General features: G+C 62.7%; 10 protein-coding genes. All 10 read right to left on the minus strand.

Annotated features, from left to right (window positions below; translation table 11 throughout):
• Positions 1 to 37: 37 nt before the first annotated feature.
• Positions 38 to 880 (minus strand): urea ABC transporter ATP-binding protein UrtD, encoded by an 843-nt coding sequence (urtD, locus tag J5M72_RS12885; RefSeq protein WP_169432587.1) that lies wholly within the window; start codon positions 878 to 880, stop codon positions 38 to 40.
• Between the two features lie 23 nt (positions 881 to 903).
• The gene (gene urtC / locus J5M72_RS12890) at positions 904 to 1,983 is read right to left on the minus strand and encodes an urea ABC transporter permease subunit UrtC (protein ID WP_207865631.1); all 1,080 of its coding nucleotides are present in this window, start codon (positions 1,981 to 1,983) and stop codon (positions 904 to 906) included.
• The gene (gene urtB, locus J5M72_RS12895) at positions 1,983 to 3,485 is read right to left on the minus strand and encodes an urea ABC transporter permease subunit UrtB (protein ID WP_207865632.1); all 1,503 of its coding nucleotides are present in this window, start codon (positions 3,483 to 3,485) and stop codon (positions 1,983 to 1,985) included. Before urtB ends, urtC begins: the two co-directional genes overlap by 1 nt.
• 252 nt (positions 3,486 to 3,737) lie before the next feature.
• The gene (gene urtA, locus J5M72_RS12900) at positions 3,738 to 5,003 is read right to left on the minus strand and encodes an urea ABC transporter substrate-binding protein (RefSeq protein WP_207865633.1); all 1,266 of its coding nucleotides are present in this window, start codon (positions 5,001 to 5,003) and stop codon (positions 3,738 to 3,740) included.
• Between the two features lie 205 nt (positions 5,004 to 5,208).
• On the minus strand, positions 5,209 to 6,219 hold the full coding sequence (locus tag J5M72_RS12905; protein ID WP_207865634.1) for an iron ABC transporter permease: 1,011 nt from the start codon (positions 6,217 to 6,219) through the stop codon (positions 5,209 to 5,211).
• Positions 6,216 to 7,163, minus strand: a complete 948-nt coding sequence (locus J5M72_RS12910; RefSeq protein WP_207865635.1) for an ABC transporter substrate-binding protein — start codon at positions 7,161 to 7,163, stop codon at positions 6,216 to 6,218. The genes J5M72_RS12905 and J5M72_RS12910 overlap by 4 nt, the downstream gene beginning before the upstream one ends.
• Positions 7,160 to 7,948 carry an ABC transporter ATP-binding protein gene (locus tag J5M72_RS12915; RefSeq protein ID WP_169428665.1) on the minus strand — a complete coding sequence of 263 codons (789 nt, stop codon included), beginning with the start codon at positions 7,946 to 7,948 and terminating at the stop codon, positions 7,160 to 7,162. Before J5M72_RS12915 ends, J5M72_RS12910 begins: the two co-directional genes overlap by 4 nt.
• Before the next feature lie 12 nt (positions 7,949 to 7,960).
• Complete coding sequence (locus J5M72_RS12920; RefSeq protein ID WP_207865636.1) at positions 7,961 to 10,087, minus strand: TonB-dependent receptor; 2,127 nt, start codon at positions 10,085 to 10,087, stop codon at positions 7,961 to 7,963.
• A 162-nt stretch (positions 10,088 to 10,249) separates the two neighbouring features.
• Positions 10,250 to 11,629 (minus strand): PepSY domain-containing protein, encoded by a 1,380-nt coding sequence (locus J5M72_RS12925; RefSeq protein ID WP_207865638.1) that lies wholly within the window; start codon positions 11,627 to 11,629, stop codon positions 10,250 to 10,252.
• Between the two features lie 80 nt (positions 11,630 to 11,709).
• Positions 11,710 to 13,830, minus strand: a complete 2,121-nt coding sequence (locus tag J5M72_RS12930; protein WP_207865640.1) for a TonB-dependent copper receptor — start codon at positions 13,828 to 13,830, stop codon at positions 11,710 to 11,712.
• Between the last annotated feature and the right edge of the window lie 84 nt (positions 13,831 to 13,914).

Consider the following 13,914-nt stretch of genomic DNA (forward strand, 5'->3'; position numbering starts at 1 on the left):
CTCCTCAAATCCCCGCATTGGAAAGGTGTTTGCAGTTTCAGCGGCCGAGGTAAACCTCGATCACGCGCTCGTTGTCCTGCACCTGTTCCAGCGACCCCTCGGCCAGCACGCTACCCTGATGCAACACGGTGACGTGGTCGGCAATCGAGCCGACGAAGCCCATGTCGTGTTCCACCACCATCAGCGAATGTTTGCCGGCGAGCGACTTGAACAGCTCGGCGGTGAACTCGGTTTCGGCGTCGGTCATGCCCGCCACCGGTTCATCGAGCAACAGCAATTGCGGGTCCTGCATCAGCAACATGCCGATTTCCAGAAACTGTTTCTGCCCGTGGGACAGCAACCCCGCCGGGCGATTGACCGAGGTGGTCAGGCGAATGGTGTCGAGCACTTCGCTGATCCGGTCTTTCTGCTCGCCGCTCAACCGCGCCCGCAGACTGGCCCACACCGACTTGTCGGTTTTCTGCGCCAGCTCCAGGTTCTCGAACACGCTCAACGCTTCGAACACTGTGGGTTTCTGGAACTTGCGACCGATGCCGGCCTGGGCGATCTGCACTTCGCTCATCTGCGTCAGGTCGAGGGTTTCGCCGAACCACGCCTTGCCATGGCTCGGGCGGGTCTTGCCGGTAATCACGTCCATCAGCGTGGTCTTGCCCGCGCCGTTGGGGCCGATGATGCAGCGCAGTTCGCCGACGCCGATGTACAGGTTCAGATTGTTCAGCGCCCGGAAGCCGTCGAAGCTGACGCTGATGTCTTCCAGGGTCAGGATCGTGCCGTGACGGGTGTCGAGGCCCGGACCGACGCGTTGCCCGAGGCCGATCGAGTCGCGGCTGGTGCCTTCGTCCTTGTTGGGCTCCACCGGGAAAAAGGCCGGTTCCAGCATGAATTCAGCGCTCGCCGTGACTCTCATGATTCACCTCGTTTCTTCAGCAGACCGATCACGCCTTTGGGCAGGTACAACGTCACGACGATGAACAGCGCGCCGAGGAAGAACAGCCAGTATTCGGGGAAGGCCACGGTGAACCAGCTCTTCATGCCGTTGACCACACCGGCGCCGAGCAGCGGGCCGATCAGGGTGCCGCGCCCGCCGAGGGCCACCCACACGGCGGCTTCGATCGAGTTGGTCGGCGACATTTCGCTGGGGTTGATGATCCCCACCTGCGGCACGTACAGCGCACCGGCCAGACCACACAACACCGCGCTCAACACCCAGACGAACAGCTTGAAGCCGCGCGGGTCGTAACCGCAGAACATCAAACGGTTTTCCGCATCGCGCAACGCCGTCAGCACCCGGCCGAACTTGCTGCGGGCCAGTCGCCAACCGATGAACAGGCTCGCCACCAGCAACAGCACCGTCGCCAGAAACAGCACCGCACGAGTGCCGGGTTCGGTGATGCCGAAACCGAGGATCGTGCGGAAATTGGTGAAGCCGTTGTTGCCGCCGAAGCCGGTCTCGTTGCGGAAAAACAGCAGCATGCCGGCGAAGGTCAGGGCCTGGGTCATGATCGAGAAATACACACCCTTGATCCGCGAGCGGAACGCGAAGAAACCGAACACCAGCGCCAGCAACCCCGGCGCCAGCACCACCAGGCACATCGCCCAGAGGAAGCTGCCGGTGCCGCTCCAGTACCACGGCAACTCGGTCCACGACAGGAAGGTCATGAACGCCGGCAGACCATCACCGGCGGCCTGACGCATCAGGTACATGCCCATCGCATAACCGCCGAGGGCGAAGAACAGACCGTGGCCCAACGACAGGAGACCGGCGTAACCCCAGACCAGATCCAGCGCCAGGGCGACGATGGCGTAGCAGAGAATCTTGCCGACCAGCGTCAGGGTGTAAGCGGAAACGTGCAGCGCATTGTCCACCGGCAACAGCGACAGCAGCGGCAGGGCGATCAGCAAGGCGAGAACCACCGCGCCGACAGCGAGGGTGACTTTCGGACCGGCCTTTTGTGTGGCCGTGACAAGTAGAGGCTGGTTCATCAGTCGATCACCCGTCCTTTCAGTGCGAAGAGGCCTTGCGGACGTTTCTGGATGAACAGAATGATCAGCGCGAGGATCAGGATCTTGCCGAGCACCGCACCGATCTGCGGTTCGAGAATCTTGTTGGCGATGCCCAGGCCGAACGCGGCGAACACGCTGCCGGCCAGTTGGCCGACACCGCCGAGCACCACCACCAGGAACGAGTCGATGATGTAGCTCTGACCCAGGTCCGGGCCGACGTTGCCGATCTGACTCAGGGCCACGCCGCCGAGCCCGGCGATGCCCGAGCCGAGGCCAAAGGCGAGCATGTCGACGCGTCCGGTCGGCACGCCGCAGCAGGCTGCCATGTTGCGGTTCTGGGTAACGGCGCGCACGTTCAGGCCGAGGCGGGTCTTGTTCAACAGCAGCCAGGTCAGCACCACCACGAACAACGCAAAGGCGATGATCACGATGCGGTTGTACGGCAGCACCAGATTCGGCAACACCTGAATCCCGCCGGACAGCCACGCGGGGTTCGCCACTTCAACGTTCTGCGCACCGAACACCAGACGCACCAGCTGAATCAGCATCAGGCTGATGCCCCAGGTGGCGAGCAGGGTTTCCAGTGGCCGACCGTAGAGGTGACGAATCACCGTGCGCTCCAGGGCCATGCCGATGGCGGCCGTGACGAAGAACGCCACCGGCAGCGCGATCAGCGGATAGAACTCGATGGCCTGCGGGGCGTAGCGCTGGAACATCAACTGCACGACGTAGGTCGAGTAGGCGCCGAGCATCAGCATTTCGCCGTGGGCCATGTTGATCACGCCGAGCAGGCCGAAAGTGATCGCCAGCCCCAGGGCTGCGAGCAACAGAATCGAACCGAGGGACATGCCGCTGAACGCCTGACCGAGCAGTTCGCCAACCAGCAATTTGCGTTTGACCTGGGCGAGGCTGGTTTCAGCAGCGGTGCGCACGTTGGCGTCGGCTTCGACGCCGGGTTCGAGCAGGCCTTCAAGTCGGGTGCGAGCCAATGGGTCGCCGGTTTCACCGAGCAGACGCACGGCCGCGAGGCGCACCGCCGGGTCAGTGTCGACCAGTTGCAGGTTGGCCAGCGCCAGGCTCAGGGCGGCGTGGACGTTTTCATCTTGTTCGCCAGCCAGTTGCTGGTCGAGGAATTTCAGCTGCGCCGGTTTGGCGCTTTTCTGCAATTGCTGTGCAGCGCTCAGACGGGTTTTGGCGTCGGCGGCGAGCAATTGGTGGCTGGCCAGTGCGGTGTCGATCAGACCCCGCAGGCGGTTGTTCAGGCGCAGGGTTTTGGGTTGGCCGTCGACGGTCAGCTCGCCTTGTTGCAGGGCGTTGATCAGTTCGACACGCGCCGGATCGGGCTGCGCGGCCCAGGCTTCCAGCAGTTTGGCCTGTTGCGTCGGGTTGGCGGCGACGAAGTCTTCGGCGTCGCTGGCATGGGTCATCATGGGCAGCAGGAGCAAGAGGGCCAGGATGACGCGGTAAAAGGCAGTGGGCATGGGTGGTGCTTCCTGTGTTGCGGTGGCCGATGGAGCGGTGTCCGACTGCGAAATCCAGCCCTCACCCTAGCCCTCTCCCGGAGGGAGAGGGGACTGACCGAGTTGTCTGTTCATCAAGCATCGACCTGAAAAAACAGAGTCGAACTCAGGCTTTGAAAACGATGGAGATCTGCTCCCTTTCCCCCTCTCCCTGAGGGAGAGGGCTGGGGTGAGGGGGAAGGTCTCAAGTCCGCCTCAAGGTCTGAACCCGCCTCAGTTGCTCTTCACCGCATAATCCGGCTTCTTGTCATTACCCGGAATGAAAGGGCTCCAAGGCTGTGCCCGAATCGGCCCCTCGGTCTGCCACACCACGTTGAACTGACCGTCGGCCTGGATCTCGCCGATCATCACCGGTTTGTGCAGGTGGTGGTTGGTCTTGTCCATGGTCAGGGTGTAGCCGGACGGCGCAGCGAAGGTCTGGCCGCCTAGGGCTTCGCGGACCTTGTCGACGTCGGTGGATTTGGCTTTCTCCGCTGCCTGCGCCCACATGTGGATACCGACGTAGGTGGCTTCCATCGGGTCGTTGGTCACCGCTTTGTCGGCGCCCGGCAGGTTGTGTTTCTTCGCGTAGGCTTTCCAGTCGGCGACGAATTTCTTGTTCACCGGGTTCTCCACCGACTCGAAGTAGTTCCACGCCGCGAGGTTGCCCACCAGCGGCTTGGTATCGATGCCGCGCAGTTCTTCTTCACCCACCGAGAACGCCACCACCGGTACGTCGGTCGCCTTCAGGCCCTGGTTGGCCAGCTCTTTGTAGAACGGCACGTTGGAGTCGCCATTCACGGTGGAGATCACAGCGGTCTTGCCGCCGGCCGAGAATTTTTTGATGTTGGCGACGATGGTTTGATAGTCGCTGTGGCCGAACGGGGTGTAGACCTCTTCGATGTCTTTATCCGCGACGCCTTTGGAATGCAGGAACGAACGCAGGATCTTGTTGGTGGTGCGCGGGTAGACGTAGTCGGTGCCGAGCAGGAAGTAGCGCTTGGCGCCGCCACCTTCTTCGCTCATCAGGTATTCAACCGCCGGGATCGCTTGCTGGTTCGGCGCGGCGCCGGTGTAGAACACGTTCGGCGACATCTCTTCGCCTTCATATTGCACCGGGTAGAACAGCAGGCCGTTGAGTTCTTCGAACACCGGCAGCACCGATTTGCGCGACACCGAAGTCCAGCAGCCGAACACCACCGCGACCTTGTCCTGGGTCAGCAACTGCCGGCCCTTCTCTGCGAACAGCGGCCAGTTCGACGCCGGGTCGACCACCACCGGTTCAAGCATCTTGCCGTTCACGCCGCCCTTGGCGTTGATCTCGTCGATGGTCATCAACGCCATGTCCTTGAGCGATGTTTCGGAGATCGCCATGGTGCCGGACAACGAATGCAGAATTCCGACCTTGATGGTCTCGGCGGCCTGTACCGTCCAGGTCATGCCCATCGCGGCAATCGATGCCGTGAGTGTGAAAGCCTTGATCAAACTGCGACGCTTCATTGTGCGATCTCCATGAACGTTAAAGTTTTTTATGGTTGGCAGATGCGAACGACTGAAGGGTGTTTTGCAAGGGCTGTGCCCGGTCGTGTTTGAGCAGGGAAATGTCGGTTTAGAGCGGTTGCGCGCAAAGTCCGCGCACCATCGGAGGACGTGTTGCATGCAAAGGTGCAGCGGGGTGCGCCAGAATGGGGCGCGCCCCGAGGAGTCAGCGACGGCGCATCAGGCCGATGAAGAACAGCCCGCCGAGGGCCGCGGTGGCGACGCCGATGGGCAGGTCTTCGGGAGCAATCAGCGTGCGTGCGGCGACGTCGACCCAGACGAGGAATACGCTGCCGAGCAACACGCACACCGGCAGCAGACGCCGGTGCTCTGCACCGATCAAACGCCGGGCAATGTGCGGCACCATCAGCCCGACAAAGCCGATGGAACCACTGATCGACACCAGTACCCCGGTCATCAACGAAGCAATCACGAACACCCGCAGACGCACCGCCCGGGCATTCAGGCCGAGGGTGACGGCGGTCTGTTCGCCGGCCATCAAGGCGTTCAGCGGACGGGCCATGCCGATCAGCAGAATCAGTCCGAGCAACACGCTGAGCGCCGGCACCGCCAACAATTCCCAGCGCGCCAGACCGAGTCCGCCGAGCATCCAGAACATCACCGCTGAACTTGCCCGGTGATCGCCCATGAACAGCAGCAGGTTGGCGATCGCCATCATCACGAACGACACGGCCACGCCGCACAGCAGCAGACGATCACTGTCCAGCCGCCCCTGACGGTTGGCGATGCCCAGCACCAGAAACATGCTCAACAATGCGCCGATGAATGCGGCGATCGGCAAGGTCAGCAGGCCGACGATTTCACCGACGTGCAGCACCACGATTACTGCACCGAGCGTGGCGCCGGAGGTGACGCCGAGCAGGTGCGGATCGGCCAGCGGATTGCGCGTCACCGCTTGCAGTACCGCACCGATCAACGCCAGCCCGGCGCCGACCAATGCACCGAGCAACATGCGCGGCACGCGGATCAGCCAGACGATGTGCTCCTGGCCGGCGCTCCAGTCCGACACGCCGAGGCCGAACAGTTTGTGCTGCAGAATCCGCCACACCACGTCCACCGGCACCCGCGCCGGGCCGAAGCCCAGCGACACCACGCACGACACCAGCAGCACGGCACCGAGGGCGATCAGCAGCAGCGCATAGCGACGATCGATCATTCGCCGTGGAACCCTTTGGCCAGGGTTTCAACCGCCAACACGTTGTCGATCCCCGGCGTGGCCTGCACGTAAGGGATGACGATGAAGCGCTGGTTCTTGATCGCGTCCACCGATTGCAGCGCCTTGTTCTTCAGCAGGAATTCAATCTTCTGCTCGGCGGTGATTTCGCTGTAGTCGACGATCACGATCACCTGCGGATTGCGCTCGACCACGGTTTCCCAGTTGACCCGGGTCCAGCTCGCTTCGACGTCATCGAGCACGTTGCGCCCGCCGGCGGCGTCGATCAGCGCCTGCGGCATGCCGAGGCGGCCGGAGGTCATGGCGCGGTCTTCGCCGCTGTCGTACAGGAACACCCGTGGTTTTTCAGCGGGCAGGTTTTTGCGGATTTCCGCGACCTGACTTTGCATGTCGGCGATCAGCGCGTTGGCGCGGTCCTGCACGTCGAAAATCTTTCCGAGGTTGCGCAGATCGTTGTAAGTATCGTCCAGCGTGGCGGCCGGGCGCTTCATCACGAAGGCGCAGGACTCGGTCAGTTCATACACATTGATGCCCAGCGGTTGCAGGGTCTGCGGCGTGAGATCGCCGCCCACGCGCATGCCGTAGTCCCAACCGGCGAAGAAGAAATCGACGTTGGCGTTGAGCAGGGTTTCCACCGACGGGTACTTGGCTGCCAGTTCCGGCAGACCGTCGAGCAGGCTCTGCATTTCAGGCGTTACCGATTTCCAGCCACTGACGCCGCTGTAACCGGCCATCTTCGACTTGAGGCCGAGGGCGAGCATCATCTGGGTCATGTTGATGTCGTGACTGACCGCGTGTTTCGGCGCTTGCTCGAAGGTCACTTCGCGGTTGCAGCTCTGGATCGTCAGCGGGTACTTCGTGGCCTCGGCAAAGGCTTGAGTGGTGCCCAGCAACAGAGCGAGGCAAAGCAGGGAGCGCACAGTCATGGTCGGGTTATCCAGGTGATTCGCGGGTAGCCGTGGAGGGGGTGGGAATCGATCAGTGCTTCGACGCCGAACACGTCGCGCAGCAGTTCGACGGTCAGGACTTGTTGCGGGGTGCCGCTGGCGACGATGCGACCGTGGTTGATCACATACAAACGGTCGCAGAACGCGGCAGCCAGGTTCAGGTCGTGGATGCTCGCCAACGTGCCGATCTGCAAACGCTTGACCAGCTGCAGCAGTTCCAGCTGATAGCGTGGGTCGAGGTGGTTGGTCGGCTCGTCGAGGATCAGCAGTTGCGGTTGCTGGGTCAGGGCGCGGGCCAGAATCACACGCTGTTTTTCACCACCGGAAAGGGTGGCGAACGCGTGGTCTTCGAAGCCGTCGAGGCCCACGGATTTGAGGGCCTGGGTGGCGAGCTGGCGGTCTTCCAGTGTGTCGCCATCGAACAGACCCTTGTGCGGCGTGCGGCCCATGGCGACCACTTCTTCGACCGTCAGGCCGAAGGCGTCGGGGAATTCCTGCAGCACCACGGCGATGCGTTGCGCACACCAGCGTGAAGATTGTTTCCAGACGTTGTGGTGGTCGAGTTTGACCTCGCCGCGTTCCGGCTGGCTGAAGCGGTAGGCGCAGCGCAACAGGCTGGTCTTGCCGCTGCCATTGGGCCCGATCAGCCCGACGAACTCACCGGCGGCCACTTGCAGCGAGGCGTCACGCAGTTGGAACTGGTGATGGCAGTGGCCGTGGCCCAGGGGTGTCCAGGCGAGATCGGTGAGGGACAGTGAGGTCATTTCGTTCCTGTTCTAGAAGGTGTAGTCAGCCGTGACAAAGAACGAACGAGGCTCACCCAGAATCCACTGCTGCCCCTCATTGTATTGGCTTTGTGCATACGTCCGGTCAAACAGATTGTTCACCTGCAACCCCAGCGTGGTGTTGCGCAGGGCTTTCCACGACAGCGTCGCATCGACCACGGTGTAACTCGGCAGCTCGTTGCGGTTGGCCATGTCGGCGTAGCGCGCATCGACATAACGCACACCGGCGCCGGCCTTCAGGTCATCGGTCAACGCCTTGCTCAGCCACAGATTGGCAGTGCGACGTGGCACGTCCACCGGGCGATTGCCATTACGCGACACCGGCACGCCGCCGATCACTTCTTCGAAATCGTCGTACTTGGCCTTCACGATTGCGGCGTTGGCCTGCAGTTGCCAGGCGTTCGGCAGTTGCAGATCGAGGCTGGCTTCCAGGCCGTTCGACGATTGCTGGCCGACCTGTTGCTTGAGCGTCGGGTTGCCCGGGTCGTCAGTCAGCAGCTTCTTCTTCACGATGCGATACGCCGCCAGCGTGAACTCGCCGCGCTGATCCCAGAACAGCTGCTTCAGGCCGATCTCGGTTTGCCGCGCGGTGGACAGGTCATATTGCTGCTGGCTCGGGCTCAGGGAAATCAGGCCGCCGACGCCGTCGGTGCTGGTGGCGACCTGGCCGTAGAACGAGGTGTCCTGCGTCAGCGCGAACACCAGCCCGGCCTTCCAGTTGTTGCCGGTCAGGGTCTTGTCGCTCTGGCTGCCGTCGACCAGGTTGTTGCGATCCACGTGCACGTAGTCGCGGCGCACACCGGTCACCAGCGACCAGCGCTCGCTCAGTTGCGTGCGGTTTTCGGCGAACACCGACATCTGTCTGGTGGTGCTGTCGAACTGATCGCGATAGGGGTCGGCGCTCTCGAAATAGCCAATCTGCGGGTGATACCGATCCAGCGGCTCGCCGCTCGGCAATACATCGTTGAACGGCGAATTGCTGTCGAGCTGAAAGCGGATGCGGTTGTAATCGACGCCGGTCACGGTCTGGCTGTCGAGGCCGAACAGCGAGTGCTTGAAGGTGAAGGTCTGGCGGTCGCCGACCTGTTCCTGTTTGTGGCCAATGCCGAAGTAACCACTGCGGCTGAGCTGTTGGCTTGCGATATCGAAGTTGTAGTTCTCGGCGTTCTGCCAGCGGCGTTGGGCCTTGAGGTAATACAGCTCGTTGCTGGCGCTGACTGCATCGTTGATCTGCCAGTCGCTGGTCAGACGCGTCCATTGATCGTTGTAGTGCTGCTGGTCGTCGCGCACGTTGTAGTTCTTGTTGCGCAGGCTGTCCTTCAACTGGCCGTTGATCAGTGGCGTGCCGAAGTAGTTCTGTGGGCGTTGATCGCCGTAATCGTGGGCCAGGGTGAAGGTCAGATCATCGGTGGCCTGCCAGCGCAGGGCGGCGCTGATGAAGTCGCTGGACGAGTCGCCGCGATCAACCCAGCCGTTGCTGCGCAGGCGATTGAGGTTGAGGCGATAGCTCAGGGTATCGGTCAGCGAACCGCCGCTGTCGAACGCCTGCTGCTGGCGGTCGAACGAGCCGTAGCCGACCCGCACATGATTTTCGATTTCGCCTGCGAACGGCTTCTTCGGGATCACGTTGACCACCGCGCCGGTCGCGCCTTCGCCGTACAGCACCGAGGCCGGGCCGCGCAGCACGTCGACGCGCTCCACCGACCAGGTGTCGACCGGGAAGGTCACGGTGCCCATGCCGGTGTACATGCGGTTGCCGTCATACAACTGCATCACCGAACTCTGTCCGGTAAAACCCCGGGCCTGCAACGAAGTGCCGCCATCGCCCGGCGTGCCGGTGCGGCTGATGCCGGTGCTGCGCGACACCGCGTCCTGCACGCTGCGGTCGCCACGGGTACGGACTTGTTCGCCGCTCAGGCTTTCGACGCTGGCCGGGGTTTCCATCGCGCTGAGGTTCAGGCGCGAGCCGGCACTGGTCGGCGTGGTCAGGCTGACGGTCTGGTCGTCATTGGCCAGGGCGGTGATGGTGCCGGTGGGCAGCGTCAGCGGGGCGTTGTCGGCGTGGGCGCTGTTGTTCAAGGCGAACAGACAGAGGCTGGACAAGAGGTACTTGTTCATCGGGGCGGTGAATCACTTCTTCAAAAGAAAAGCCCGCAGGCTCATGACAGTGCATGGCTGCGGGCAGAGCAGCAAATTTGCGTTATACAGTAACACTAAAAAATGCCGGAGTTTAAGCCCCGGCAGTTTAAAGGTCTGTCTGGCTCGCGCATCTCGCCTGTTTCATGATGAAGTTGAGGCAGATTCAGTTTGTCGGCCCAGGCGCGACAGCAGCAGCCGATCCAGCAACCACACCACCACCAGCGAAGCCCCCACCAGCGGAAACACCACCGCCAGCACCAGCATGATCGCCACGCCGGTTTTCCACTTCGGCAGATCGTGGCGCAGCGGCGGCACGCCGAATTTGCCCTGGGGCCGGCGCTTCCACCAGATCACCACGCCGCTGACGGCGCTGAGCAGGATCATCAGGCAGATCAGCAACACGATGATCTGGTTGAAGGTGCCGAACATCTTGCCTTCGTGGAGCATCACGCCGATCTCGGTGGCCCGGGCAACCGCGCCGTACTGCTCGAAACGCACGTCGGCCAACACCTTGCCGGTGTACTGATCGACATGCAGGGTCGCGTCGTTGCGCGGGTCGTCGGCGAACACCGCAATGGTGAACACACCGGTGGAAGTGGTCGGCAGGGTGATGCTGTAGCCCGGCTCGACCTTGCTCTCGATGGCGATGTTCTGCACATCCTGCAGGCGGATGCTCGGCGCGGCGGGGCCGTGTTGCATGCCGCCGTGGGCCATGTGTTCGGCGTGGTCACCGGACATCGGCATCGGCGTGTTTTCCATCGCCCACGGCACGGTCTGGCGCGCGGCGTTGTTCAGGCTGCCGGCCTCGACGTCGGAGGTCGGCACGTTGTTCCACATCGCCGCCGGGAACACGTTCCACACCTGGGCGTACTGCTTGCCCCAGAAGCCGGTCCAGGTCATGCCGCTGAGCAGCATCACCAGCAGCAGTGCCGCGCCCCAGAACCCGGTGACCGCGTGAAGGTCACGCCACAGCACGCGACCGCGACTGTTCAGGCGTGGCCACAGAATCCCCGCTGCCTGACCTCGCGGCCACCACAGGAAAACCCCGGACACCACCAGCACCACGCCCCACCCGGCGGCCAGTTCGATCAGCCGGTCACCGACGGTGCCGATCATCAGTTCGCCGTGGATCGCCCGGGCGAGCGCCTGCAGGTTCTGCTTGGCATCCTGCTCGCCGAGGATGTCGCCGTGGTACGGATCAACGAACACGTTCAGCTCATGGCCGGCATTCTTCACCACGAATTGCGCACTGCGCTCGGCGTTCGCCGGTGGCAGGTACTGGGTGACCTGGCCTTGTGGATAAGCGCTTCTGACCTTTTGCAGCAGGTCGTCGGCCGGCACGGTGTGATGTCCGGCGGGGACGTTCAGCAGGCTGCTGTACATCAGTGAATCGAGCTGCGGCTTGAACAGGTAAATGATGCCGGTCAGGGCCAGCATCACCATGAATGGCGCGACGAACAATCCGGCATAAAAATGCCAACGCCAGGCCAGGTTGTAGAAATTCGGTTTGGGCTGTTTCATCACGAGTGCTCCGCTTGGCTTGGATCTTCTGGTTGTCTGTTGTCACTCGCTCCCTCAAGGGGAGCGAGTGCCCTTGAGGGTTAGAAACTCATGTCCACCTTGGTCCAGAGCGTGCGCCCCGGCTCGTTGATGGCTTGCGGGTCGTTGGCCGGATAGCCGAACCCGGCGTTGCCCGCCAGGTTGAGGTGTTCGGCGTAAGCCTTGCCGAACAGGTTGTCGACGCCGGTACTGACCTTCCAGTTCTTGTTGATCCGGTAGGCACCGTTGAGCGAGAACACGCCGAAGCCCGAACTCTTGTCGTAATCCTTGCCGACCACGTTGCCCTTGTTCTGGTCGATCCGGTTTTGCGCGGCAACCACCCTCCACAGTGCGCCGGCGCTCCAGTTGTCTTCGCTGTAGGTGAGGCCGAAACGTGCATCCAGCGGCGGCATCTGCGGCAGGGCCTTGCCGTCGCTGCTGTTCTTGCCCCAGGCGTAGGCCAGGGTCGCATCGGCTTTCCAGTTGTCGGTGAGTTTGTAGGCGGCGCCGAGTTCACCGCCCATGATCCGCGCGTCAATGTTCTCGGCGCGGGAGGTGCTCATGCCCATCATCGTCGGGGTGTAGTCGAACAGGATGTAGTCGCGCACCACGCCGATGTAGCCCGAGGCCCAGGCTTCGAGATCGGCGTCCTTGTAGTTCACGCCGAAGTCCAGCTGAGTGGTCTTTTCCGGTTTGATCGAATCGAACGCATTGACCGAACCCGCCGGGCCGGACTTGGGCGAAAACAGTTCCCAGTAATCCGGGAATCGTTGTGCGTGGCCGAGGCCGGCGTAGAGCGTGGTCGGGCTGTCGGTGAGGTCATGCTCGTAACGGATGAAGCCACTGGGCAGGGTGTCGGCTCGGGTATCGCCGGCAGTCGGATTCGGGCGAGACATCATTCCCGAGCCGATGCTCTGCCGGTAATCCTTGGCCGAGGCTCGGTCGACCCGGGCGCCGGTAATCAGCCGGTCGCGGTCGGCGGCGTACCAGGTCATCTCGCTGAACACCCCGTAGTTATGGAAGTCGGCGTCCTTGGTGTACGGCTGATCCTTGTAGGTATCGATGCCCATGCCGCTGCGCTGACGGTGTTCGTTGGTCTGCGCATCGAGCCCGGTGATCAGCTGGATGTCGGCCCAGCGCCAGGTGGCTTTGATCCGTGCGCCGAGGGTGCGACGGTCGACGTTGGACGCCATGGGACCTGCCATCATCCCGGTGCCGGACGGCGTGCGCAGGGTGTAGTTGTCCATCACGTGGTCGGCGTAGTTGTAGTAGACCTGGGCTTCGAGCTTCTCCAGCACATCGGTGATGTTGGATTTTTCGAAGCGCAGACCGAGGCTTTCGCGCAGGAACTGTGAGCCGTCCATGCCGCGTCCGGCGTAGCGCGCTTCGCCGTCGCCCTTGCCGGCGGTGAGTTCGATCAGGGTGTCGGCATCGGGAGTCCAACCCAGCGCCACGTCGCCGTTCCACTTGTCATAGCGGGAGGCAACGATGTCGTTGTTGCCGTCGCGGTAGTCGTCGGACTGCGCGGTGTTGCCGATCACCCGCACATAGCCCAGCGATCCTCCGGCCGCCGCATCGACGACTTTGTCGAAGCGGCCGTGGGAGCCCGCCAGCACGCTGGCATTCACGCGGGTACCGAGTTCGCCGAAGCTTTCCGGCTCGCGGTCGAACAGGATCGTGCCGGCCGAGGCGCCCGGTCCGTAGAGCACGGTTTGCGGGCCTTTGATCACGGTGAGTTTGTCGTAGGTCTCGGGCGATATGTACGAGGTCGGCGCGTCCATCCGGCCGGGGCAGGCACCGAGCATCATGCTGCCGTTGGTGAGAATGTTCAGACGCGAACCGAACATCCCGCGCAGCACCGGATCACCGTTGGTGCCGCCGTTGCGCACCAGGGCGAAGCCGGGAATGGTCTTCAGGTAGTCGCCACCGTCGCTGGCCGGCACCGGTTGGCGCGGATCTTTCGGATTGGTGACGATGGTCAGCGGCGAGCTCGGGGCGATGGCGGTGATCACCGTCGGGCTCAGTTCGTCAGCATGGCCGGTGTGTTCATCGGCGTGGACCAGCGGGGAAAGCAGGACGCCGCAAAGGACGGCGGTAGCGTGCCTGAAACGAACGCGGGATTCGTTCAGGGCAAAGGACGCCGGGGCAGAACCCGGGCGTGGGACAGCAGAAAACCTGGACATGACAATTTCCATCAAACAGTCGTAAACGACACGGCCGGCAGCCTGAAGCTGTCTTCTCAACCGTGTGCAATCAGAGGTGGGTGT

The sequence above is a fragment of the Pseudomonas sp. 58(2021) genome, assembly GCF_017491585.1.
GTDB classification, from domain to species: domain Bacteria; phylum Pseudomonadota; class Gammaproteobacteria; order Pseudomonadales; family Pseudomonadaceae; genus Aquipseudomonas; species Aquipseudomonas fluorescens_BT.